Annotated in this window: 15 protein-coding genes; 13 read left to right on the forward strand and 2 right to left on the reverse strand. The window is 67.9% G+C overall.

Annotated features, from left to right (window positions below; genetic code table 11):
* Positions 1–2: 2 nt before the first annotated feature.
* From E3T55_RS17145 to E3T55_RS17205, 13 genes are all read left to right on the forward strand, one after another.
* A complete protein-coding gene (locus E3T55_RS17145; RefSeq protein ID WP_134520767.1) occupies positions 3–977 on the forward strand; it encodes an AAA family ATPase in 975 nt (324 codons plus the stop codon).
* Positions 974–2398, forward strand: coding sequence for a DUF58 domain-containing protein (locus E3T55_RS17150; protein ID WP_134520768.1), 1425 nt, complete (start codon positions 974–976; stop codon positions 2396–2398). The genes E3T55_RS17145 and E3T55_RS17150 overlap by 4 nt, the downstream gene beginning before the upstream one ends.
* A complete protein-coding gene (locus E3T55_RS17155; protein WP_134520769.1) occupies positions 2395–4917 on the forward strand; it encodes a transglutaminase TgpA family protein in 2523 nt (840 codons plus the stop codon). Before E3T55_RS17150 ends, E3T55_RS17155 begins: the two co-directional genes overlap by 4 nt.
* Complete coding sequence (locus E3T55_RS17160; RefSeq protein WP_134520770.1) at positions 4914–6257, forward strand: RDD family protein; 1344 nt, start codon at positions 4914–4916, stop codon at positions 6255–6257. The genes E3T55_RS17155 and E3T55_RS17160 overlap by 4 nt, the downstream gene beginning before the upstream one ends.
* Positions 6257–7117: a PP2C family protein-serine/threonine phosphatase gene (locus tag E3T55_RS17165; protein WP_134520771.1), complete on the forward strand. Its 861-nt coding sequence runs from the start codon at positions 6257–6259 to the stop codon at positions 7115–7117. The genes E3T55_RS17160 and E3T55_RS17165 overlap by 1 nt, the downstream gene beginning before the upstream one ends.
* Positions 7117–8328, forward strand: a complete 1212-nt coding sequence (locus E3T55_RS17170; RefSeq protein WP_134520772.1) for an FHA domain-containing protein — start codon at positions 7117–7119, stop codon at positions 8326–8328. Before E3T55_RS17165 ends, E3T55_RS17170 begins: the two co-directional genes overlap by 1 nt.
* Positions 8325–9923 carry a serine/threonine-protein kinase gene (locus tag E3T55_RS17175; protein WP_134520773.1) on the forward strand — a complete coding sequence of 533 codons (1599 nt, stop codon included), beginning with the start codon at positions 8325–8327 and terminating at the stop codon, positions 9921–9923. Before E3T55_RS17170 ends, E3T55_RS17175 begins: the two co-directional genes overlap by 4 nt.
* Entirely contained in the window at positions 9920–12340 is a 2421-nt protein-coding gene (locus E3T55_RS17180) for an ATP-binding cassette domain-containing protein (protein ID WP_134520774.1), read from the forward strand. The genes E3T55_RS17175 and E3T55_RS17180 overlap by 4 nt, the downstream gene beginning before the upstream one ends.
* Positions 12333–13157 carry an FHA domain-containing protein gene (locus E3T55_RS17185; protein WP_241993123.1) on the forward strand — a complete coding sequence of 275 codons (825 nt, stop codon included), beginning with the start codon at positions 12333–12335 and terminating at the stop codon, positions 13155–13157. The genes E3T55_RS17180 and E3T55_RS17185 overlap by 8 nt, the downstream gene beginning before the upstream one ends.
* Positions 13147–17640 carry an FtsK/SpoIIIE domain-containing protein gene (locus E3T55_RS17190; protein WP_134520775.1) on the forward strand — a complete coding sequence of 1498 codons (4494 nt, stop codon included), beginning with the start codon at positions 13147–13149 and terminating at the stop codon, positions 17638–17640. The genes E3T55_RS17185 and E3T55_RS17190 overlap by 11 nt, the downstream gene beginning before the upstream one ends.
* A 131-nt stretch (positions 17641–17771) precedes the next feature.
* Positions 17772–18041 carry a WXG100 family type VII secretion target gene (locus E3T55_RS17195; protein ID WP_134520776.1) on the forward strand — a complete coding sequence of 90 codons (270 nt, stop codon included), beginning with the start codon at positions 17772–17774 and terminating at the stop codon, positions 18039–18041.
* A gap of 86 nt (positions 18042–18127) precedes the next feature.
* The gene (locus E3T55_RS17200) at positions 18128–19162 is read left to right on the forward strand and encodes a hypothetical protein (protein ID WP_134520777.1); all 1035 of its coding nucleotides are present in this window, start codon (positions 18128–18130) and stop codon (positions 19160–19162) included.
* Positions 19163–19192: 30 nt separating this feature from the next.
* Positions 19193–21361: a vWA domain-containing protein gene (locus E3T55_RS17205; protein WP_134520778.1), complete on the forward strand. Its 2169-nt coding sequence runs from the start codon at positions 19193–19195 to the stop codon at positions 21359–21361.
* Positions 21362–21483: 122 nt separating this feature from the next.
* Here the strand turns inward: E3T55_RS17205 and E3T55_RS17210 are convergent, their stop codons facing one another.
* Together E3T55_RS17210 and E3T55_RS17215 are read right to left on the reverse strand one after the other, a co-directional pair.
* The gene (locus E3T55_RS17210) at positions 21484–24018 is read right to left on the reverse strand and encodes an MMPL family transporter (RefSeq protein WP_134520779.1); all 2535 of its coding nucleotides are present in this window, start codon (positions 24016–24018) and stop codon (positions 21484–21486) included.
* Positions 24018–24683: a TetR/AcrR family transcriptional regulator gene (locus tag E3T55_RS17215; protein ID WP_134520780.1), complete on the reverse strand. Its 666-nt coding sequence runs from the start codon at positions 24681–24683 to the stop codon at positions 24018–24020. Before E3T55_RS17215 ends, E3T55_RS17210 begins: the two co-directional genes overlap by 1 nt.
* Between the last annotated feature and the right edge of the window lie 178 nt (positions 24684–24861).

A 24861-nucleotide genomic window follows, 5' to 3' on the forward strand; every position in this document is an offset into this window, starting at 1 on the left:
CAATGACTATGTCACCGGAACAAGCAACCTGGTTCGCCGGCACGTTCGGCCGGATCGTCGACAATGTGGGGCTCGCCGTGCTCGGCAAGAGCCAGGTGGTGCGGCTCGTGATCACGGCGATGCTCGCCGAGGGCCACGTGCTGCTCGAAGATGCACCGGGCACCGGAAAGACCTCGCTCGCCAAGGCACTCGCGGCGACCGTGCAGGGCACGAACAACCGCATCCAGTTCACGCCCGACCTGCTGCCGAGCGACGTGACCGGCGTCACGATCTACGACCAGCAGAGCCACAAGTTCGAGTTTCACCGGGGCCCGATCTTCGCGTCGATCGTGCTCGCCGACGAGATCAACCGGGCGAGCCCGAAGACCCAGTCGGCGCTGCTCGAGGTGATGGAGGAGAGCCGCATCACGGTCGACGGTGTCGGCCACGAGGTCGGCCGCCCGTTCATGGTGATCGCCACCCAGAACCCGATCGAGCAGGCCGGCACCTACCGGTTGCCCGAGGCGCAGCTCGACCGCTTTCTCATCAAGACCTCGATCGGCTACCCCGACCTCGCCTCGACCGAGCTGATTCTGGCCGGCTCCGCGAACCGCAACCCGGCCGCCGACCTCACCGCGATGATCACCACGAGCGCCGTGGCCGATATGGCCGATCTGGCGTCGACCGTGCACACCGACAGCGCCATTCTGCGGTACGTGGCCGAACTCACCCAGGAGACCAGGCTGGCCAGCGAGACCCGGGTGGGCGTGTCGGTGCGCGGGGCGCTCGCCATGATTCGAGCGGCAAAGGTCTGGGCTGCGGCTCAGGGGCGCACCTTCGTGCTGCCCGACGATGTGAAAGACCTCGCTGCCGCCGTCTGGACTCACCGCCTGGTGCTCGATCCCGAGGCGGAATTCTCGGGCATGACGGCCGAGAAGATCATCAGCCGGGTGCTCGCCGACGTGGCTGCCCCGCAGTCGAGGCAGCCGGCCGCATGAGCGCGATGGGGGGCATGGTCGGAGTGGGCAGATTACGGGCGGCCCCCTCACGAGTCAGTCAGCTGACGCGCAGCGCGACCCGGGCGTCGGCCGCGCGTGCCCAGCAGGCGCTGGCCCGGTTGTCGCCGCTCGGCACCCTCTGGCTCAGCGTCGTCTGGCCGGTTCTTCAACCTCTCGGACAGCGCATCAGGCGCGTGCTCTTGGTCATGACCGGATTCGGTTGGACGGTGCTCGGGGCATCCGTTCTGGCGTGGTTTGTGGGCGCTCGCTGGGGCTGGCAGGAATTTACGGCGTTCGCACTCGTGGCATTTGTCCTGCTGCTGCTCGCGGTGCCTTTCGTTCTCGGACGCAGCGCCTACGCGATCGCCCTCGGCCTCGCCAGCACTCACGTGGTCGTCGGGCAGCGAGCGGTCGGCAGCGTGACCGTCACTAACCCATCGGCGCGCCCGATGTTGCCCGCCCGCATCGAGCTGCCCGTCGGTGCCGGACTCGCCGCGTTTCAGTTGCCGCGCCTCGCCCCCGGCGCCGAGCACGAAGACCTCTTCACCATTCCCACCCAGCGCCGCACGGTGCTGTCGGTCGGACCGGTGCGCTCGGTGCGCGGCGACGCGCTGGGCCTGTTTCGCCGGGTTATCGGCTGGACCGATGCCACCGACCTCTTTGTTCACCCTCGCACGGTGCACCTCGACGGGTCGAGCTCCGGATTTCTGCGTGACCTTGAGGGCCTGCCGACGAGCGATCTCAGCAACGACGACGTCTCGTTTCACGCCCTGCGCGAGTACGTGCCGGGCGACGACCTGCGCAACGTGCACTGGCGATCATCGGCCCGCACGGGAACGATCATGGTGCGCCAGTTCGAAGAGACCCGCCGCTCACACCTCGCCATCGCGCTCAGCCGCAACCCGCTCGATTATGCAACGGCGACGGATGCCGCGGCCGGTGTCAGTCCTGGCGGCGACGGTACGGGCGGTGTCGGCATCGGTGCTGCCGGCAAAAGCATCGAGGAGTTCGAGCTTGCCGTGTCGATCTGCGGGTCACTCGGGCTACAGGCCCTGACCGAGGAAAAACAACTGACCGTGCTGGCCCAGGAGCAGATTGTGCCGACCCAGACCGGCAAACGGCTGCTCGACGGGCTGTCGGCGGTCGAGACCGGTGGGTCGAGGGCCGACATCGTGCAGCTCGCACGGCAGACCGGCGTGCGGGTGCCTAATGCATCCGTCGTCGTATTGCTGTTCGGCAGCACGGTACCTCCGGCCCGTATCCGCTCGGCGGCCAGCCATCTTCCGAGCGGCGTGCGGGTGATCGCGGTGCGCTGCGAAATCGGCGCGCCTCTGTCACGTCGGTCCATCGCCGAGACGCCCGTGCTGACCGTCGGCGCGCTCGACGATCTGCCCTTCGGGATGCGCCGGGTGAGCGAATGACCGGCGTCCGCAGCACCAGCAACACCGGCGACACCGGGCGTGCTCTGGCCGCGCAGTTGGGAGACGTCGTCACTCTGCTGGTGCTGCTCGGCCTCGGCGTTCTCGGCTTTGGTCCCGTCTTCGGCGGCACCGACTACGTGATCGCCGGGTTCGGCGGGCTGCTGCTCGGTCTCGGCCTGGCCTTGCTCGGCACGCGCCTGCGCTGGGGCACGATCGTCGTTGCGACCGCGACCGCGCTCACCTACTTCGTCTTCGGCGGTGTGCTCGCGCTGCGCCCGACCACGATCGCCGGGGTCGTGCCAACGCTCGACACGCTGCGCGAACTTGCCCTCGGCGTCGTCTTCTCGTGGAAGCAGCTGTTGACGGTCGAGGCACCGGTCACCGGGTTCGATGCGCTGTTAATCGTTCCTTTTCTCTCGACGCTGCTCACCGCCGTGCTGGCCGGCAGTTTCGCTCTGCGCCTACGCCGACCAGCCGTGGCCCTGCTGCCGACGGCCGCCCTCTTTACCGTGTCGATCGGTTTCGGCACGCACGAGACCGTGCTGCCGGTTGTTCGCGGCATTCTGCTCGCCGTCGTCGCCATCGCTTGGACGGCGTGGCGCCTCGCGGACACGCGCACCGGGCGCACCGGGCGCACCGAGGCCACGGCAGCGGGCACAGCGAGCGGGGCAGCGGGCACGGCGGCATCCGCTGCCGACACCGTCGACCCGGCGAGCGCGCGTCGGCTGCGCACTCGTCGTCTGGTCACCGGCTCTGCCCTGCTCGTGAGTGCGCTGGTGCTGGGGGCCGGCATCGGCAGCGTGACCGCGCCCGCGACGGCCCGGCAGGTGCTGCGCGACACCGTGGTTCCGCCGCTCGACCTGCGCGCCTATGCGAGCCCGCTCGTCGGTTTTCGTACATACGTGCGCGATTACAAGGATGTGACTCTCTTCACCGTCAGCGGGCTGCCCGCCGGTGCCCGGTTGCGCCTGGCGACCCTGGACCGTTTCGACGGGGTGGTCTACAACGTCTCCGGTGACGGCAGCACGGGATCCGGTACCTTCGCCCGGGTCGGCACCCGCATCACGGACGGCCGCGCCGGCACGCCGGCACGGCTTCAGATCACGATTGACGAACTGGCCGGCGTGTGGGTGCCCGACGCAGGCTATCTCACGGCGCTCACGGTTGGACCGGGTTTCGGCAGCGCCGAAGGCACCCGCTCCACGGCACTCGCCGCGAGCCTGCATTACAACCGAACCACCGGCGTGGCGGTATCCACGCTCGGCCTGAAGCCCGGCGACAGCTACACCGCCGACGTCATCGTGCCGCCCAGCTACACCGACGAGCAACTCGCCACCCGCCAGGTGGCCACCCTCTCGATGCCCACATCGGTGCTGGTTCCCGAGATCGTGGCGACCTCCGCGGATGCCGCGATCACCGCCGCGACGACACCCATCGAACAGGTACGCGCCATCGAAACGACCCTGCACAGCGGCGGCTTTTTCAGCCACGGCCTGGAGGGCGAGACCGTCTCACGGGCCGGGCACGGTGCCGAACGAACCAGCGTGTTGCTGGGCGGTGACCAGATGATCGGGGATGACGAGCAGTACGCCGTCGCCATGGCGCTGCAGGTGTCCCAGCTCGGTATACCGGCCCGCGTGGTCATGGGCTTCTATCCCGCAGAAGCGGATGCCGACACGCTCGCCGCTACCGCCGGTTCGGCGACCGCAGACCTCGCCGTCACCGGTGCCGACCTGCACGCCTGGGTGGAGGTCGCATTCGACGGGGTCGGCTGGGTGAGTTTTGACCCGACGCCGCCAACCGACCAGATTCCGCAGGCCGAGCAGCCCAAGCCCAAGAGCGAGCCGCAGGCCCAGGTGCTGCAACCGCCGCTGCCGCCGCTGGCCCCGGTGGAATTGCCCCCGGATGTGCTCGCCGACGACGCGCCAAGCGATGAAAACAACGATGTGTGGTCGATGATCTGGCTGGTCACCGGCATCACGGGCGGGCTGATCGCGCTGCTTCTGGTGCTGCTGGGCCCCGGCCTGCTCGTGGCTGCCCTGCGCAAGCGTCGCCGCCGACTGCGCGCGCACGCGCCCCGGCCCGCCGACCGGCTGAGCGGCGGGTGGAGCGAGGTGGTCGACACGGCCACCGACCTGGGCGTGACCGTTGCGCCCGGCGCCACCCGGCGGGAAGGTTGCCGCACACTCGCCGAACGCTACCCCGAGGCCGGACTCACCCTGCTCGCCGACCGCGTCGATTCGGGCGTCTTCGGCCCAATAGACCCGACCGAGCAGCAACTGGACGCGTTCTGGACCGAGGTCGACGGCATCGTTGCCGCCCTCAACCGGTCGGCTCGAGGCTGGGCCCGGCTGCGTGCCCGCCACTCGGTGCGCTCGTTCTTGGCCGGCTGGAGTGCCCGCGCGGCAACGCTGGCACAGCCGCTGGCACACCCGCTGGCACAGCCCGCGAATCGGTTGCGCGGCCCACGACTACCCCGACTGACCACGCTCGCCAAGAAGTGGAGACGCACAACATGACCCAGCAACTCGCGGCCTATGGAGGCCCGTTCGCCTACACCGGCCAGCAGAACGCCAGCATCGGCGCGCGCGTCGGCGCCTACTTCGTTGACGGTCTCATTTTTGGCAGTCTGAGCGTTCTGCTGACCCTCATCTTCTATGGGCTCGGACCCGACGCCATCGGCATCGTCATCTATCTGCTCGGCTCAATCCTGCTGGCGATCGTGTACTGGGCGACGCTGAGTCATGGCCAGACGCCGGGAATGAAGGTGAGCGGAGTGCGCCTGGTGCGTGTACAGCCGGGAACCGACATCGACGCGGGCGGACCCGGCGTCGCCGTTGTCGTCGGCCGCAGCATTGTCTACACGCTCGGTTCCTACATCATTGTCGGCCCGTTGTCGCCACTCTTTGACGGCACCGGCGCCAACCGCGGCTGGCACGATAAGGCCTCCGGCACCTGGATGATCAACGCCCGAACGGATGCCGCACTGCGCGTCTTCGGCGGAGCGGCCACCGGAGCTGCCCCCCACACAGCACCGGGTGCACTCCCCACCCTCAGCGCTCAGCCGCTGCTGCCACCGCCGCCGCCGCCGCCGGCAGCGTTAGCGACACCGGCAACGGCCGCGCCGTCTTTTGGTGCGGTGGGGGTCGGCTACGTTGCGCTGCCCGCCCCGGGGGTGCCGGTGTTGGCCGCCACGGAGGCCTCGATGGAGACCGTCATCGCCCCGCCACGAGCGGGCATCAATCGCCCGGTGCAGTCACCGCCCGCGACGCTCGGTCTCGTGCCACCGCTCACTCCGCCGGCTGGTCCACTGGCTACTCCGCCGGTTGCCGGGGTCATCTCGGCTGTCCCGGGCTTCGCCGTACGGGTGCCCGTCCCTCCGGCGCCGGTCGGTCCGCCGCCCGCAGCCCCATTCGCAGCCCCTTTCGCAACCCCATTCCCAGCCCCACCGAGTGGCCCAGACCTGGCCAGCGAGAGGGCCCTGGACGAAGACCTCGACGAAACCCGCGCCGTCGTGCCCGCTGTCGCCCTGGCCCGGTGGGCGCTGCGCCTCGATACCGGGGAAGCGATCGACGTGGTCGGAAACGGATTTCTCGGACGAAACCCGGCCGCGCCCGACGCGCGATTGGCGCAGCTGGTGCCCTACCCCGACGACACCAAGTCCATCTCTAAGACGCACCTGAGTTTCGGCATCGACGGCGCCCGCCTCTGGGTGATGGATCGACGATCGACGAACGGAACCCTGCTCATCCGCTCTGGGCAACCCGACGTTGCCGTGGATGCCGACCGCCCCACCTTTATGCAAGCCGGAGATCTGCTGGCCCTCGGTGACCGGCGCATCGCCGTGGAGACCCGCTGATGCCCGGGCAGGTCGCGCCGATTCAGGTGAGCGTGGGCGCGGCAACCGATGCGGGTCGGCGGCGCCCCAGCAACGAAGACGCGTTTCTAGCCAGCGGATCGCTCTATCTCGTGGCCGACGGCATGGGCGGGCACGCCGCCGGCGAGATCGCGAGCGCCACGGTGATCGACGCCTTCACCGCGCTCGCCGCGAAGCCCAGCGCGACCCTCGACGAGCTGCGCGCCTGCGTCGCCAGTGCAACCACCCGGGTGCAGTCCCTGCCGGAGGGCGCCGGGGCAGGGGCCGGCACCACGCTCAGCGGTGTCGCACTCGCAGAACTCGACGGGAATGCCTACTGGCTGCTGCTGAACCTCGGCGACTCACGCACCTATCGCATGGCCGGCGGCATACTGGAGCAGATTAGTGTCGACCATTCCGTGGTGCAGGAACTCGTCTCCAGCGGCGAACTCACCCCGGCACAGGCAGCCGTTCACAAGCAGCGCAACGTCATCACGCGCGCAATTGGTGCCGGAAGCGTCGGCGAGCCCGACTACTGGATGCTGCCCGCCGCGCCCGGCGACCGCATCCTGGTCTGTTCCGACGGACTCACCGGGGAGCTCGATGACGAGCGCATCGGCGAGGTTCTCGCCGCCGAATCAGAGCCGCAGGCCGCCGCGACCCGCCTGGTTCACGAAGCGCTGCTGCAGGGCGGCCGCGACAACGTCACGACCGTTGTCGTCGACGCCCTGTCGACCATCGGCTTGGCCGGCGACGAGACTCTGCCGGGAGGCTCCCCCGCCAACAGCCTCACTGCCGACTTCGACGATACGATCCCGCGCGGGCTCGTGCCCAGGCTGGCTCTGCCGACAGAGGCCGCCTGATGCGCCGCTACAGCCCCGGCACGTGGTTCGGCGTGGTCACCGACGCCGGAATCGCCATACTTCCCGGATACATTGCCCCCTCCCTGCTGGAGCGCATCTACCGGCAGCTCGAGGCCGGCAACGGCCTCGGCGCACTGCTCGACGCGCTCACGACCGAATTTGGCACCGGCCTCTCGAGCCTGCCACCCTTCGCCATCGTCACGTTTGTCGGCGACGAGGCCCGAATTGCCGTGCGCGGGGCACTCACCGTCACCGCCGAGGGCGACGCAGAACAGGGCCACCTGCGTGTCTCGGGCGCCAGAGTCACCACCTGGAGCGAAAGCGTCTCGGTCAGCCCCGCGACCATTTCAATCGAAACGGATGCCCCTACGGCCACGCCACTCACCCTGCCGATCGCGACCGGAGTGGTGCTGCTGAACTCATTACTCGCTCTGATGCGGCCGAGTGCCGATACCAGCCCCGGGGAGAACCTCGCTGAGGCAGAAGATATCGAGTACCCCGCGCCCGTGGCCGCGCTCGCAGGGGCTGCAGCCGAGGTAGCGGCACGCCCGGAGGCTGCACCCGAAGTCGTCTTTGTCGAATCGCCGGTACCGGTTTCGTGGCCGGTAGAGGCCGTCTCGCCCGGTGGAGCCGAGGCCGGGACCCAGGCAGAGACACTCGCCGTGCCTGAATTCACGCAGGGACTCGACTACGACGGGTTGTGGGGTTCGAGCGACAGGACCAGTGGAGCCGGAGCCGAGCCTGCCCCGCCGATCGACACCGATCACGATGGCGAAACCCTGTCGCTCGAACAACTGCGGGCGCTCGGACTCGCCCCAGCAGCGCCGTCCATGGTGTCTGGCAGGCCGAGTTGGGCCGTGGCGCCGGTGCGCCACGGCCGGCTCCTGGTGTCGAACGGCGTCGAGGTGCTGCTCGATCGCGGCGCCGTGATTGGGCGCAAGCCGAGCGCTGCCCGGTTCACCGCCGACCGTATGCCGCACCTCATCACCGTGCCGAGTCCGCAGCAGGACATCTCCCGCAGCCATCTCGAGGTGCGCTGTGAGGGCGAGAGCGTGCTCGCGGTGGACCTCGGAACGACGAACGGCACCCGGTTGTTGCGACCCGGAACCGATCCGGTGCGCCTGCACCCCCAGGAGCCCACAATGCTCGTGCACGGTGACGTGCTCGACCTCGGTGATGCCATTACCGTCACCTACCGGGAACCCGAATGAGCGCCTCCCGGGCCCCGAGCGCTCCGCCGATCCTGCCCGGTTTTGAGTTTCTCGAGCTACTCGGCTCGGGCGGCTTCGCCGACGTGTTCCTCTACCAACAACAGATGCCGCGTCGCCGCGTCGCCGTGAAGGTGCTGCTCGCGGAACAGCTACGCACCGGTTCGGCCGATGAGTTCACGGCCGAAGCCAACGTGATGGCCATGCTGTCGACGCATCCGTCGATCGTCACGATCTACGAGGCGGGGGTCAGCGGTGACGGCAGACCGTACCTAGCCATGGAGTATTGCCCAAAACCCAACCTGCAGGTGCGCTACCGCCGCGAACGCTTCGACGTGGGCGAGGCGCTGCGCATTGCCATCCAGGTGGCCGGAGCGGTGGAAACCTCCCATCGAGCGGGAATTTTGCACCGTGATATCAAGCCCGCGAACATTCTCGTCACGGAGTACAACCGCCCGGCGCTGACCGATTTCGGCATCTCGGCCACTACGTCTGACGGCGAGGCCGCCCCGATGGGCATGTCGATTCCCTGGTCCCCCCCGGAATCGTTCATGAGTCCGCCCCGAAGCGGTGCGACCAGCGATGTGTACGCGCTCGGCGCAACGATCTACACGCTGCTGGCCGGGCGGTCACCGTTCCAGCTTCCCGGGGCATCAAACACGAGCGCAGACGTCATGAGCCGCATCGGCTCGTATCCGCTGCCCGGCCTCGGCCGCGCCGATGTACCGGCCTCGCTCGACGCGGTCTTCGCTCGGGCCATGAGCAAAACGCCGACCGACCGCTACGCCTCCGCACTCGACTTCGCGCGGGCCTTGCAGAAGGTACAGATTGAACTCGCGATGTCGGTGACCATGATCGACGTACTCGACGACGCGGTCGAGGCCCCCGACGACCGTAACGACGACGACGGCCTCACGCGGGTGCGCAACATCGTCAGCATCGACCCTGAGGCACCCCGCACAGCGCCGCAGGCGGCCACCACATCGAGGCCCCTCGCGACGACCCCGTGGCCGACCGCGGCCACCGCCGTGCCAGGAGCAGAGCGGGACCTCGATGAGACGGTGCCTCCCGGCGGCCTCAATTTCACCCGCGGCCCGGCCGCACAGCGAGCCGCGCTCGACGACACCTACCGACGTCCAATTTCACCACCGGTCCCTGACACCTCCGAAACGGAGGGCCCGCGTCGCCGCCGCTGGCTCACCCCGGTAATTCTGGGCGGATTGCTGCTCGTCGTGGGTGGCGGGGTCACTGCGGCGGTCCTGCTCGGCGGCACCGCCCCCGACTCACCCGACACCGCGACCGAGGTCGCGGCGCCCGTCGACGCCGTAGCGGAGGTCGCCGTGCCCAATGTCTCCGAGCTCGTGGCCACCGTTTCCGGTACCGACGTTGCTTTCACCTGGGCGAACCCGACGCCCGAGACCGGCGACCTGTACCTGTGGCGGGTCGTCGAGACAGGTCAGGACAACACCGTCGCGAGCGTCGCGGAGCCTAGCGTAACCGTGCCGGCGAGCGCATCCGGCACTACCTGCATCGAGGTGTCGCTGCGCCGCGACGACGGCCGGTCCTCCGCCGACTCGGTGCTTGGGTGCACCCCGTGACCGCCGGAGGCGCGCTACTGCCGGCGGACGTGCCCGGTGCTGCAACTCGTGCTGAAGCCGCTGCTGCAACCGGCGGGCCGCAGCTGCTCGCTCGGCTTGGCGAGTCACGGCTGACGCTTACACCGGGCGACGTGGTGTCCGTGGGTCGCGGCAGCGACTGCGGCATCTCGGTCGAGCACGAACTCGTCTCCCGCGAGCACGCCGTGGTCTTCTACTCAGACGGATGGGTCGTCGCAGACCGCGACAGCCGCAACGGGCTCTTTCTGAACGGGGAGCGCTTCGGCAGCACCTGGGTGGGCGACGGCATCGACGTGCGTCTGGGAGATGCGGAGACCGGCCCGCTCCTGGCGCCGGCGACCCGACCCGACGGGCCGGCGGCGTGGGAACAGCACGACGCCGTGGCGGAACACACGGTTCTCTCCGGGCGATCCGCTCAACCGTTTCGTTCGGAGGTGAAGCAGCTTGCGGTGGCACCCGCCGGAGCATCCGTCATCACGGTCGGTGTGGCCGCCGACAACACTTTGCGCCTCGACGACGTGCTCGTGAGCAGGCATCATGCCCGCGTGACGGAGTCCGGCGATGGATTCATCGTTGAAGACACCAACAGCCTCAACGGCACGTACCTCAACGGTCAGCTCATCTCGACGGCCTACATGCGCGACGGGGATCGTCTCACCGTCGGCCACCACGACTTTCTGCGCACCCGCGGCCAGCTCATCCCGGCCCGGGAGGCCCTGCCCGACAGCGGCGGCCTCGACGTGTGGGGGCTGACCTTCGCGATCGCGAGCGGCAAGAAGTTGCTCTTCGACATTGACCTGTCGGCCCGCCGGGGCACCCTCACCGCCGTCATCGGCCCGAGCGGGGCCGGAAAATCAACGCTCGCCAAGGTGCTCACCGGCATCGCGCGCCCCTCAGGCGGCGCGGTGCGCTTCGACGATTTTGATGTGCACGACAACTACGACCTCGTGAAGGCCCGCATCGGCCTGGTGCCGCAGGAAGACGTGCTGCACCGCCAGCTCACGGTCAAACGGGCTCTCGGCTACGCGGCCCGGCTGCGTCTCTCCGCCGAGAGCACACGTCGATCTAGGGCGGCGCAGATCGCCCGTGTGGTCACGCAGCTGGGGTTGCCGGGCCATGAGAGCACGCGCATTGACCGGCTGTCGGGCGGCCAGCGCAAGCGGGCATCCGTCGCCCTGGAATTGTTGACCGAGCCGAGCCTGCTCGTTCTCGACGAACCGACGAGCGGGCTCGACCCGGCACTGGACCGCCAAGTCATGCACACCCTGCGGGAACTTGCCGACGGCGACCGGGCCGTGGTGGTCATTACCCACTCCGTGGCCTACCTCGAACTGTGCGACCAGATTCTGGTGCTTGCCCCCGGCGGCATGCCGGCCTATCTCGGCTCGCTCGATGGCCTCAAGGCGCACTTCGCAACCGACGACTGGGCGGTGATCTTTGGCCGGGTTGCCGAGGATCCGGCTCGGGCACACGCGGCGTTTAGGTCGAGCGTTCCGGCGGCGCGGCTGGCCCCGGTGACCCGGCCGGAGGCATCCGCTTCAGTGCGGGCGGCCAAGCCCTCGGGTGCCACCTGGCTGACACAGCTGATCACCCTCGCGGCACGGCAGTTCAGCCTGATCCTGGCGGATGCCGGCTACCTCACTTTTCTCGCCGTGCTTCCGGTCGCGCTGGGGCTGCTGGCCCTCGTCGTGCCCGGGGACAGCGGCTTCACCGCGCCCGACCTCACCGACACCGAGACCCTCGGTGAACCATCTCAGCTGCTGGCGCTTCTCACGGTCGGTGCGTGTTTCATGGGAGCATCGATGTCGATTCGGGACCTCGTCGGGGAACGGGTCATCTTTCGGCGAGAGCGCGCCGTAGGGCTCAGGGTGTCGGCGTATCTCCTGTCGAAGATCGTGGTCTTCGGGCTGTTCTCGTGGCTGTCGGCGGCCGTGCTGGTGACCATCGTATTTCTGGGCAAAGCGCCGCCGAACGCGCCGGTGCTTCTGCACGACGCGAAACTCGAACTGTTCATCGCGATGGGCGTGACCGCGTCGACGTCCATGATTCTGGGGCTGCTGATCTCAGCCCTGGTGCGATCAAGCGAGCAGGCCATGCCGGTTCTCATCGTGATCTTGATGACCCAGCTCGTTCTGCACGGCGGGCTCATCCCGGTCACCGGCCGCGCAGTGCTCGACGCGCTGTCGTGGCTGGTGCCGGCTCGGTGGGGTTTCGCGGCGGCTGCCTCGGGTATCGACCTGAACGGGTTGATCCCGTCACTCGAGGTCGACCCGCTCTGGAAACACGAGCCGCTCATCTGGCTGCTGTCGCTGGCCGTACTCACGGTATTCTCGGTCGTGTTCGCCTCGCTCACGCTGTTGCTGCTGAAACCGTCAAGTCGCCGAGGCTCCCATGACTGACACAGACGCGGTGCACTCCGCCGCCGCGATCGCGCAGGCCGAGATCGACGGTCTTACCGTGGAGTACTGCGGTGAGTGGTTTCGCGTCGACCCGCTGATGGTGTTCGGTGTCGGCCGCGAGGCCGAGCTCAGCGTCGACGACAACCCGTTTCTGCACCGCCGCTTTCTCGAGATCGGCCGGGTCGACGGCCTGTGGTGGCTCGCCAATGTGGGGTCGCGGCTTGCGGCGACGGTCACCGACGGCGGCGGTCGGGTGCAGGCGTGGCTCGCGCCCGGCGCCCGACTGCCGATCGTGTTCGGTCTGCTCACGGTGATTTTTACCGCCGGACCGACCACTTACGAGGTCATACTGCACTCCAGCCAGCCCACTTTTCTCGACAACGATCCGGTCGCCAGCGCCAACGGGGTCACCACCGTGGGCACCATCACCTTCACTGCGACCCAGAAGCTGCTGATCCTGGCGCTCGCCGAGCCGATGCTGGCCCGTGAGGGCAGTGGGCGCAGCGACATTCCCACATCGGGCGCGGCTGCTAAACGTCTGGGCTGGGCCACCACCCGGTTCAATCGCAAACTCGACAATGTCTGCGACAAACTCGACCGCGTTGGCGTTCAAGGCCTGCGCGGCGGCATCAGCACCTACGCCACGAACCGGCGCGCACGCCTGGTCGAGTATGCCATCGCGTCTCGCATCGTGACCCGCGTTGATCTGCTGTTGCTCGACGGGCCGCACCCCGAGCATCCGCCCAGTGCAGCCAACGCCGACGCAGCCAACGCCGACGCAGCCAACGCCGCCCCGGAGGCCCGACATGCGTCTTAAACTCACCCTGCAGCGCGCCGGACTCGACGCGGTCAACATCGCCATCACAGCGGATGCCACGGCCCTGCTGGGCGATATCGCCTCCGCCCTCTACGCGGCCGACCCCGCACGGGCCGGAGCGACGCTGCCCGAGGGGCTCACGCTGCAGGTCAGCGGTGAATCGGTCGATGGCGCGCCGCTGCCCGTACGGGTGCTGAACCCTGCGGTCGATCTCACTGAGTCGGGGCTGCGCTCGGGCGCGGTGGTCGAACTCGTGCAGGCGAGTGACCGGTTCGAACGCCCCGGGGAGAATCGAGGGCCGGCCGCGGCGCGCGTCACGATCCTGACCGGGCCCGACGCCGGCCGCGAGTTCGACGTGCCCTTCGGGGCGAGCACCATCGGCCGCGACTATGACGCCGAGGTACGCCTCGGCGACCCGCAGGTCTCGAAACGGCATGCGCGCCTCAACGTGGCCGACACCGTGGAGATCATCGACCTCGGGTCGGCAAACGGCCTGCTGATGGGCGGCCTCCTGATCTCCCGCACCGCGCTGACGCCCAACGATGTCGTGTCGCTGGGCGACACCGAGCTGAGCGTGGCCCCGTTGCAGCAGCTCACGGCGACCCCCGCCAGCACCCCGGTCGTGGAGTTCGTGCGGCCGCCGCGGGTCGTGCTGCGCTTCCCCGGCCTCGAACTGCTCGCACCGACCCCGCCGAAAACACCGCAGCCGATGCGGTTTCCGTACCTGTCGATTGTGGCCCCGGTAATCATGGGCCTCGTGCTCTACCTCGTGACCAGGAACATTCTGAGCCTCGCATTCATCGCGATGAGCCCGCTGCTGGTGATCGGCGCCTTCGTTGACGGCAAGACCACTGACAAACGGGTGCTCAAAGCCCAGATCACGCAGTTCGACGCCGCCATGCTCGCATCGAAGACGGCACGCGACGCTGCACACGCCGAGGAACGGCTGGTTCGCGCCGCCGAGACCCCGTCACTCGAGGAGGTCGTGCAGTCGGTGCGTCGGCACGGCACCCTGCTCTGGACGCACCGCCCCGAACACGAGGCGTTTCTCACGGCACGGCTCGGCCTCGGCCGGGTTCCCTCACGATCGACCCTGACCCTGCCCAGCAGCAACGACTCCCTGCCCGAATACTGGCAGCGCCTGGAGTCCGCAGCCGAGGACTTTCGCCTGATCGACGACGTGCCGGTCATCGTGGACTGGCGCGAGGCCGGCACCCTGGGCCTCGCCGGGCCGCAGCAGGTCAGGGACGGCGTCGCCCGCGGCCTGGTGCTGCAGGCCGTCGGGCTGCATTCCCCCGCCGAACTGGTCGTCGCCGCCTTCACCAGCCCGGCGTCACGCCCGGCCTGGGACTGGCTCGAATGGCTGCCGCACACCAATTCCGCCCACAGTCCCCTGGCCGGCGAACACCTCGCCGACAACCCCGGCAGCGGGCAGGCGTTGCTCGCCCGGCTGGAGGCGCTCGTGGATGCCCGAGTGGAGGCATCCGCTTCGCTGCGGGGCGCGCTGCTGAAAAAGGACGACACTGCCCGCCAGCCCGCCCTGGTGCCCGCGGTTGTGGTCGTCATCGAAAACGACGCTCCAATCGATCGCGGTCGGGCGACACGCCTGGCCGAGCGCGGTGCCGATGCGAACGTGCACGTGGTCTGGTGCGCCGGTTCCATCGATCGACTCCCGGCGGCGTGCCGCACCTTTCTGGTCGTGGAGAACGATGGTGCGGCGGGCGCCGCGAGCGGGCGTGTGCGGTGGGGTGAGCAGAGCTCCCCGGTGCAGACCGAGTCACTCGACCTCGTGACCGCGCGCCGGCTGGCACGCTCCCTCGCCCCGGTCGTCGATGTCGGCACGCCGATCAGCGACGATTCCGACCTGCCCCGGGCCGTCTCGTATGCCACCCTGAGCGGCCTCGACCTGGTCGGCGAGCCGACCTCCATCATCGACCGCTGGCGCGAGAACAACTCCCTCACCGTGCGCGACGGCTCCCCTCCGGTGCGCCGCCGGAAAGAGGGCACGCTGCGCGCCCTCGTTGGCCACACCGGCACCGAACCCTTTCACCTCGACCTGCGCACGCAGGGGCCGCACGCCCTCGTCGGAGGCACAACCGGCGCGGGCAAGAGCGAGTTTCTGCAGTCCTGGGTGCTCGGCATGGCGGCGGCCCATAGCCCCGACCGGGTCGCGTTTCTGTTCGTGGATTACAAGGGCGGCGCGGCCTTCGCCGACTGCGTCGGCCTGCCGCACACGGTCGGACTGGTCACCGACCTGTCGCCGCACCTCGTGCGGCGGGCCCTCACTTCGCTGCGTGCCGAACTGCGCTACCGGGAGCACCTGCTCAACCGCAAGAGCGCCAAGGACCTCGTGTCGCTCGAGAAGACCGGCGACCCCGAGACACCGCCGAGCCTGCTCATCATCGTCGACGAGTTTGCGGCGCTGGCGACCGAGGTGCCGGAGTTCGTGGACGGCGTCGTCGACGTGGCCCAGCGTGGCCGGTCGCTCGGCCTGCACCTGATTTTGGCCACCCAGCGCCCGGCCGGAGTGATCAAGGACAATCTGCGCGCCAACACGAACCTGCGCATCGCCCTGCGCATGGCCGACGCCGAAGACTCCAACGACATTCTCGGCACTCCGCAGGCCGCGCACTTCGACCCGTCCATCCCCGGGCGTGGCGCGGCCAAGACCGGGCCCGGACGCATCGCGGCCTTCCAGACCGGATATGCCGGAGGCTGGACCACCAGGACCCCGGCCCGGCCGCGCATCGACCTGCAGCAGCTGAACTTCGGGTCGAGTGTGGCCTGGGAGGTACCGGAGGCCGACGTCGCCGAGGTGCGTGACCCGGGCCCGACCGACATTGCCCGCATGGTGACGACGATCACGGCCGCCGCCAGCCAGGCGTCCGTACCGCCGCCCCGCAAACCGTGGCTTGACGAGCTGGCCGCCGTCTACGACTTCATGGAACAGCCGCATCCCCGCACCGATGAGCGCCTGCTGCTCGGCGTGATCGACGACCCGGCGACGCAGTCCCAGCCGGCGATGTTCTACGAGCCCGACCGCGACGGCAACATGGCCATTTTCGGTGCCGGCGGCTCAGGCAAGAGCGCAGCCCTGCGCCTGCTCGCGATCGCAGCCGCGGTGACCTCCAACGGCGGCCCGATCCAGGTCTACGGCCTCGACTTCGGCGCCGGCGGGTTGCGCATGCTCGAAGACCTGCCGCACGTCGGCGCGATCATCTCCGGTGACGACGGCGAACGCGTCGTGCGCTTGCTGCGCACCCTGCGCGACCTGGTCGACGACCGTGCCGTGCGTTACGCGGAGGTCCGGGCGGGCACCATCGGCGAGTACCGCACCCTCGCCCAGCGTCCGGCCGAGCCGCGCATCCTGCTGCTCGTCGACGGCATCGGCGCGTTTCGCGAGGCCTACGAGTTCGCCGCGACCTCCCAGTGGTTCACGGTGTTCGCCCAGATCGCCGCCGACGGCCGGCAGCTCGGCGTGCACGTCGTGATGACCGGCGACCGGCCCAACTCCATTCCGTCGTCGATCAGCTCCACCGTGCAGAAACGACTCGTGCTGCGCCAAGCCACCGAGGAGGACTACATGCTGCTCGGCGCGCCGAAGGACGTGCTCAGCCCCACGAGCCCGCCCGGTCGAGGCATCATCGACGGCAATGAGGTTCAACTCGCGGTACTCGGGGCCAGCTCGAACCTTGCGGTGCAGTCCCGCGAGGTGCAGCGGCTCGCGGCGAGCATGCGGCGGCAGCCCGCGCTGGAGGCACCGCGCATCCGCCGACTGCCCGAAAGCGTCGATCTCGCCACGCTGCCGGCGACGGATGCCCAGGGTCGGGCGGTCATCGGCCTCGCCGACGATAACCTGGCCGCGATCGGGGTCGAGCCGCGCGGCACCTTTTTGCTCGCCGGCCCTCCCGGCAGCGGGCGTACGACGGCCCTCACCGCACTCGTCGTTGCCCTGGGGCGCGCTTCGCAGCATCCGCAGATCGCCCTGTTCACCTCGCGGCGTACCGCGCTGAGCGGGGCTGCCGCTGGCGGGTCCGGCGGGCGTAGCGCGGCCCGATTCGCCGGCGTGCAGATCGTGGCCGACAGCGTCGACGCGGTCGTCACGGCGGCCGCCCGGCTCACCGAGCGCATCGAGGCCGGAGAGTTCGCCGCGGGGAGCCTGGCGCTGGTGTTCGAGGGGGTGACCGATTTCACGGGGTCGGACGCGGAGCATCCGGTCGCCCAGCTCGTGAAGGCCGCGGTGCGCGCCGACCTGTTCGTGGTGGGCGAGGCGGAGAGCTCCACCTGGTCGCAGGCGTACACGCTGGCCGGGCCGTTCAAGTCGGGCCGCCGCGGGCTCGTGCTCGTGCCGGGCGACATGGACGGCGACATGCTCCTCGGCACGCCGCTGGGACGCCTGAAGCGCAGCGATTTTCCTCCCGGCCGGGGTTTTCTCATTGCCAACGGTCGCGCGGTTCGCCTTCAGGTGGCGATGGGGAATTGACTCCATCGACAGCTATTCGGCACACCCATAGATTTGCCCTGTTGCACCACAACGGGGCAAGACGCCCGGGGACGAAACGTCGTTCTCGGGCCAGCACCACCTCACGCAGTACCTAAACAAAGGACTAAATCATGGCCGTATGGGGTCTCGACGTAGAACAGGTTCGCCAGCTCAGCAGCCAGCTTTCCCAGAAAGCCGGCGATATCGAAGGCGTACTGAGCACGCTCTCGAGCACCTTGAACAGCACCGACTGGACCGGCCCCGACGCCACCGGCTTCCGCAGTGACTGGAGCGGCCAGCACACGACCGCGCTGAAGCAGGTCATCGCGGCTCTGCGCGACGCTTCGCAGAAGGCGAACCAAAACGCGCAGGCCCAGGAGTCGGCGTCCAACGGCCTCTAACAAGTGGGCATCTCGCGGGGGCCGCCGGATCACCGGCGGCCCAGACTAACCGCATCGCAGAGGGAATGCAGTAGAGGGGACCTGCCATGGCGGGAACGTATGGTGCCGATGTCGAGCACCTTCGCAATCTGGCACAGCACATGAGCACTGCGAGCGAACAGCTCGACCGCACCCGGCTCACCGTTGGCAACCAGATCAAAATCAGCGCCTGGGTGGGGCCCTTCGCGGCCACGTTCAAGGCGCAGTGGGAGTCCGAACACAGCAGGCGCATCGCAACCGTAGTGCGGCTGCTCGAAGAAAACGCGGCCAGGCTGCGCACAAACGCCGAAGAGCAGGAGAAAGCCAGCACCGTCGACGGCTCCGAGAACATTGCTCGTTCCGGATCGCGGTCACACGACGAGGGCCAGTCTGCTCCGAAGGACACAAGGGCGATGATTGCAGCTCTCGAGCGCATGAGCTCAAACGATGGAATTTTGATACAGAAAGTAGTGGGCTCTGACGGTGTCACACGGTACGTCGTGTATATCAAAGGGACGGACGGCTCCGACAACCCGCTGCTCCTCAGCAAACTTGAAAACGCGACCGCCATAAACGGCCTTCCGGGTACAACGGATGTCTACCTGGACGCGCTCTTATCCCGCGTTATTGATCCACCAGACGCTGAAATCATGGTGATCGGGCACAGCCAAGGAGGCATGCACGCTGAGATTCTGGCGCAATCCGGAAGGTTCAATGTGACGGATGTCATCACGATCAATTCTCCCGCTATCACCCAGCACAACAACCTTCACGGGGCGAACGTTCTTCGGCTCGCCGACGTCAACAGGGAGTCCTTGGGTGAAGTAGGAGCTGTGAACACCGACGTCCAGAACCCTGCTACTGGGGGTATTCGGGATATTGTCGCGCGCGTCACAGGGGAAGGCGAAAAGGGGATCCAGAAGCATTTTTTGGGCACCTCCGATGCCTCCGAAGACGACGGAATCTGGCGGGCACACGATTCTCAAGTGGCACACGAACAAATCGCAGAACAGTTTGATCAGAGCCAGAACGAAGAAGACCGCGCAATTCGCTTGAGCATGGCGCGATACCAAAACGGGACCGTCGTCTCGGAAATCGACTAGACATTTTTACGGCGACAGAATTGGGTGGGTATGTACTGGAGCATCTTCGACACGCTGATGATGGTGACCGGCGTCTTGACATCCGCGATCGCGTTCGTGCCGGGAATCACGAGCAAGACCCGAGCCGGCTCGGTGGCTGTGGGAGCGCTGCTGGTCGTCGCAGCGCTGATCACCGGCAGTCTCAGCAGCTTCACGTATCCGCAGTTGGTGATGGTCGGGCCGCTGATCCCGATCGCGGTCGCCATCCGCCTCTGGTTCGCCGCCCGTACGCCGCCCACGGCTCCGGTCGATCCTGCCCACGTCGATGTGACCGACCCGGAGGCTCTCGCCCACGACCCGGCAACCCCGGCCGCAACGCTCGCCGATCTGGCGTATCGTTTCCCTGCCCTGCGCTCTGCGATTGCTGAGAACCCGGCAACGTACGCGGAGCTGCGGCACTGGATCGTCGCCGCGGGCGAGAGATCACCGGATCCGGCGCCGCACGAGAAACCGCCCGGCCTGCTTCCGTCCCTAGCCGTTCTCGTGGTGTGTCTGCTCCTCGGAGGCGCCGGAGTCATCGGCACGATCAACGCCGTGAATTCCGGCGATATTTACGGTCTCTGGGGTGCGGCCGACACCAGCGACACCTACGACACGGGGTACGACGCCGCAATCGCGGGCGAGACCGTGGACGAGACTACGGCGGACTACAACGGCTGGCCGACCGCGGCATCCGCTGAACCGATCGTGGCCCAGCCCCGCAACGTACCGACCGTGCTGGTGCTCGACGCCTCAGGATCGATGGTGCGCGACGTGCCCACCGGGGGTACGCGCATGGAGGCCGCGCGTTCGGCGACGACGACATTCGTGAACGGGCTGAGCGATGGTTCACGCATTGGGCTGACCGTTTTCGGCACCCAGACCGGCAACGCGGTCGAGGACCAGGCGGCCGGATGCCAAGATGTCACCACGATTTTGCCGGTGGGCCCGGTCGACAAGACAGAGCTCAGCGCTGCCGTATCCTCCATCGTCGAGAGCGGCTACACGCCGATCGGCCTCGCGCTGCAGCGCGCCGCCGATCAGTTGCCGGCCGCCCAGGAGGCCACGATCGTGTTGGTGTCCGATGGCGTCGACACCTGCACGCCGCCGCCGTCCTGCGAGATCGCGGCATCGCTCAAGCTGGCGCACCCCGACCTGACGATCCACACGATTGGCTTTCTCGTCGATGCCGACGAGGAGGCGCAGGCCCAGCTGGCCTGCATCGCGGCGGCCGCCGGCGGGGAGTTCGTGGAGGCCGGCAACGCTGCGCAGCTGGCAGCACGGTTGCGCATCGCCAGCGACCCCGACTCGCTCGGTGACACGGTGACCCCATCGGGATTCCACAGTATGCGCATCGGCATGACGGTGGAACAGGCGCGCGCCGCCGAGCCGGGCCTCACGCTGACCCGAACGACCGTCGAGTACCAGTATGTGAAGTGTTCTTATGCTACGATTCGCTTTCGCGACGGCGTTCTGTACGACATCACTCCCCTGCTGCCGGCTGCGACCGCCGAAGGGCTCGCCATCGGCGACGACGTGACGCGGGCCGTGGAACTCTATGGCCAGCCGTCTGCCGAACAAACCGGCGACCTCGGCACCTTCCAAGTATTCCCGGCCACCCCGGGCAGCGCGAACGGCTATCAGGTGTACTACGACGCGTCCCGCCGTGTGGTGCAGATCGTGCTGTGCGGCTGCGGTCCGGGGCAGAATACGACGACGGATGTCGCGGTCTGGCAGATCGACTTCGACGGCATCGGTCCGATCTCACTGGGCGACACGTTCGAGCAGGCCTTTGCGGTAGCACCGCTCGTGCACGGCGACGAAACGTCGTGCACGTGGCGCGCTGAACTGCCCGACATCCCTGCCGACGGCTGGATCATCGCGGTGAGCGAGTGGGACGACCCCAACGAGACCATCACCGCGGTGGAGGTCTACCAGCAGCAGGGGAATTCCGGCGGGCTTCCCCGCACCTGGGCCGGGGTGGGCGTTGGCTCGACCTGGGCCGAGGTGCGAGCCGCCCACCCCGATGTCTCCCCCATGCCGGGCCCGCTGATCGGCGATGTCTGGATCATCAGCGGGAAAGACGGCAACTCGATCATCTTCACGCCCGATGAGACGGGGCAAGTGGTGGCCGTGACGGTCAGTACGAGCCCGTATCCGCTGTATGACGTCTGCCTCTGACTCCACGACGCGGGTTTGAGCGTCGAACTCCGGCGCGGTGTCGATAAGAGTCAGCTGTGGGCGAGGCGACCTCCTATAGCGGGGTTGCTCGCCCACAGCTGACTCTTATCGACAACTCGTGACTAGAGGCTCGGCGTCGCAGCCTTCTCGGGCTCGGATGCCGCGGGCAGGTGAATGGGGTGGGTGCGCTCGAGCGATGCGCCCTCCACGTCGACGTTGGGCAGGATGCGGTCGAGCCACTTCGGCAGCCACCACGCGGCATCCCCCAGCAGGTGCATCACGGCCGGGATGATGAGCAGGCGCACCACGAAGGCGTCGAGCAGCACACCGATGGCGAGCCCGAAGCCGATCGACTGAATCATGACCGAGTTCGAGAAGATGAACCCGGAGAAGACCGACATCATGATGAGCGCGGCCGCGATGACCACCGTGCGGCCGGCATGCACACCGCGCTGCACGGCCAGGCGCGAGGAGGCGCCGTGCACGTAGGATTCCCGCATGCCGCTGACCAGGAACAACTGGTAGTCCATCGCGAGCCCGAACAGCACCCCGACGACGAGGATGGGCAGGAAGCTCAGGATCGGCCCGGGGTCGTGGATGCCGAACACCGGCTCGAGCCAGCCCCACTGGAAGACCGCGGTTATCGCGCCGAACGACGCGAACAGCGAGAGCACGAAACCCAGAGTCGCGGTGACCGGCACCAGGATGGACCGGAACACGAAGATCAGGATGACCAGCGAGAGCCCCACAACCACGAGCAGGTAGAGCGGCAGCGCATCGGCAAGCTTTTCGCTCACATCGATGTTGCCGGAGGCGTTGCCGGCAACGCCGAGCGAGCTGACCCCGTCAACCTCGAGACCACGCAGATCCCGCACCAGTTGCTCGGTGGATTCGCTCGTCGGTCCCTCCTCGGGGATCACCTGGAAGGCGAGCAACAGGTCGTCGTCGGAGGCCCCGATCGGCGCGATCGCGACCACGTCGTCGACCCCGCTCAGCGCGGTGCCGATACGAACCTGTTCGGCCATCAGGTCGTCGTCGCCGAGAGCCGTCTCGAGGTCGGCCACCACGAGCAACGGACCGTTGACGCCGGCTCCGAACTTCTCTTCGACGAGTTTGTAGGCCTGGTAGGCGCTCGAGTTCAGCGGTTCGGAGGAGCCCGCCGGCAGCCCCAGCCGCATCGACAGGGCGGGAATAGCCACGATCAGCAGCACGATGACACCGGCAATGACCGTCACGATGGCCCGCCCCGTCTTCATCGGCTTGATGGGGATGCTCGCGTGGTTGTCGGCGTGCCCGATCTTCGTGCGGGCCTTTCTGGTGAGAATTCGCTGTCCGGCCAGGCCCAGCAGCGCCGGCGTCAGGGTGATCGCGATGAGGATCGCCACGAACACGCAGACCGCTCCGACAGTTCCCATCAGGCCGAGGAACGGCACACCGGTGAGGTTGAGGGCGAGCAGGGCGATGAGCACGGTGGCGCCGGCAAAGACGACGGCGTTTCCGGAGGTGCCATTGGCCAGCCCGATGGATTCCTTCAGCTCCACGCCGGCGCGCAGCTGGGTGCGATGGCGGTTGAGGATGAACAGGGAGTAGTCGATTCCCACGGCGAGCCCGAGCATCACGCCGAGAACCGGAGTGACGGAGAGCATCTCGACGCTTCCCGACAGCGCGAGCGAGGCGAGTACGCCAACCCCGACCCCGACGAGCGCGTTCAGCAGCGGCAGGCCCGCACCGATCAGCGTGCCGAGCATCACAAAGAGCACGACGGCGGCCATGAGCACGCCGCCGATCTCGCCCGGCCCGAAGATCTCGGGGATGGTGGACGCGATGTCGTTGGAGACCTCGGCGGTGACCCCATCGATATCGGCGTCGGTCATCTCGGTGACGACCGCCTCTTTTACCTCGGCAGAGACCAGGTTGAGCGACGTCGCGAACTGCAGGCTCGCCACCGCGGTCGTGCCGTCGGTTGAGATCTGACGGATGCCGCTGGCCAGTTCGAGCAGGTCGGCGCCCTGTTCGAGTGTGGTGCTCTGAGCCGTCAGCTCGGTGCGACTGGCATCGAGCGTCGACTGCTGCTCGGCAATCGCGGACGTGCCCGCGTCGATCTGGGCCTGCTGCGCGTCGAAGGTCGACTGGGCGGCGGCGAGCTGCCCGGCGGCCTCGGCCTGGGCGCGGGCGGCGTCAAGCTGGGCCTGTCCGGCATCCGCCTGGGCCGCGGCCGCGTCGAGCTGCGCCTGACCCGCATCGATCTGCGCGGTTCCGTCGGTGATCTGCTGACGGCCGTCGGCAACCTGCTCGGCTTGACCATCGATCTGGGCCTGGGTGTCGAAGGGATTCGTGGCCGAGGTCACCTCATCAAGGTCGACCGTGCGTGTGAGCAGGTTTGCGATCGCGGTTTGCTGCTGGGCGGTGAAGGCCGCGTCATCCGTCGTCGTGAAGACCACGGTGCCGCGCCCGCCGCTGGCCGACGGGAACTTCTCCGAGAGTTCGTCAGCGACCTTCTGGGTGGCGGTGCCCGGAATACTGACGGCTGAGGTGAGGGTGCCGCCGAACAACGCGAAGGCTCCGCCGGCGAGGCCGAGAATGACGATCCAGGCGACGATGACCAGCCACGCTCGATGAGCGGAGAACCGACCGAGTCGGTAGAGAAGGGATGCCATTATTCTTCGATTCTTTCTTGCTGGTCGGTGGGTGCGTAGCCGGTGCGGATGGTGCTGATGAGGCGGTCGAGAAGTTCGTGCCACACTCGTCGCGAGGGGGCGTCGAGCCCTCCGCCGGTGCGGGCCAGCCAGTGGCCGGAGACCACTGAGACACCGTTCATGACGGAGCTGACGAGGATCGCGACCTCCAATTCATCGATCGCACTCGCGCGGTCGGCGATCTCGGCCGCAAGCTGTTCGGTGGCACGCGTGAAGACGTCGCCGAGGCTGTGCGGGGAACGACCGTCCTCACTTTCGGCACCGAGCACGCCCGCGAGATAGGCGACGACGGGCGGCAGATCCATGGCTCGAATCGCCGTCGTGATCTGCTCGAACAGGGCCACGAGGCTTTCGTCCCCGGCCGGATACGACGCCGTCGCGGCCCGGAACTCGTCGACGGCCGCGCTGAGCACGCGCGTGCAGGTCGTCATGATGACCTCGTCGAGCGAGGCGAAGTGATTGAACACGGTGCGCCGGGAGACGTCGGCCCGCTCAGCGAGTTCATCGACGCTGAACTGCGGCTTGCCCCGCTCGCGAATAAGCGAATCGGCGGCATCCAGAATGGCCAGCCGGTACCGGGCCTTGAGCTCGGCGCGTCGATCCGGGGCCACGTGGAGAGAAGTCATTTGATTACACTAAGTGCAACGACGCACAGAGTGCAATGACCGAGGCATCCTCCCAGTTTCGACAGTCCTGAGTCGGGCCAACACGAGAACCAGGCGCCGCGGCACTCGTTCAGGTAGCCGGCACTCCTTCGAAAGAGTGCCCCGAACGCGACTGACTGCCGCGACGAATCGTTCCAAA

Source organism: Cryobacterium frigoriphilum (assembly GCF_004403305.1).
Lineage (GTDB): Bacteria > Actinomycetota > Actinomycetes > Actinomycetales > Microbacteriaceae > Cryobacterium > Cryobacterium frigoriphilum.

Coding starts and splice junctions, on each gene's coding strand:
- E3T55_RS17185 (WP_241993123.1), top strand. CDS start 12,333: ATGACTGACACAGACGCGGTGCACTCCGCCGCCGCGATCGCGCAGGCC.
- E3T55_RS17165 (WP_134520771.1), top strand. CDS start 6,257: ATGCCCGGGCAGGTCGCGCCGATTCAGGTGAGCGTGGGCGCGGCAACC.
- E3T55_RS17175 (WP_134520773.1), top strand. CDS start 8,325: ATGAGCGCCTCCCGGGCCCCGAGCGCTCCGCCGATCCTGCCCGGTTTT.
- E3T55_RS17170 (WP_134520772.1), top strand. CDS start 7,117: ATGCGCCGCTACAGCCCCGGCACGTGGTTCGGCGTGGTCACCGACGCC.
- E3T55_RS17155 (WP_134520769.1), top strand. CDS start 2,395: ATGACCGGCGTCCGCAGCACCAGCAACACCGGCGACACCGGGCGTGCT.
- E3T55_RS17190 (WP_134520775.1), top strand. CDS start 13,147: ATGCGTCTTAAACTCACCCTGCAGCGCGCCGGACTCGACGCGGTCAAC.
- E3T55_RS17160 (WP_134520770.1), top strand. CDS start 4,914: ATGACCCAGCAACTCGCGGCCTATGGAGGCCCGTTCGCCTACACCGGC.
- E3T55_RS17145 (WP_134520767.1), top strand. CDS start 3: ATGACTATGTCACCGGAACAAGCAACCTGGTTCGCCGGCACGTTCGGC.
- E3T55_RS17205 (WP_134520778.1), top strand. CDS start 19,193: ATGTACTGGAGCATCTTCGACACGCTGATGATGGTGACCGGCGTCTTG.
- E3T55_RS17210 (WP_134520779.1), bottom strand. CDS start 24,018: ATGGCATCCCTTCTCTACCGACTCGGTCGGTTCTCCGCTCATCGAGCG.
- E3T55_RS17215 (WP_134520780.1), bottom strand. CDS start 24,683: ATGACTTCTCTCCACGTGGCCCCGGATCGACGCGCCGAGCTCAAGGCC.
- E3T55_RS17150 (WP_134520768.1), top strand. CDS start 974: ATGAGCGCGATGGGGGGCATGGTCGGAGTGGGCAGATTACGGGCGGCC.
- E3T55_RS17200 (WP_134520777.1), top strand. CDS start 18,128: ATGGCGGGAACGTATGGTGCCGATGTCGAGCACCTTCGCAATCTGGCA.
- E3T55_RS17195 (WP_134520776.1), top strand. CDS start 17,772: ATGGCCGTATGGGGTCTCGACGTAGAACAGGTTCGCCAGCTCAGCAGC.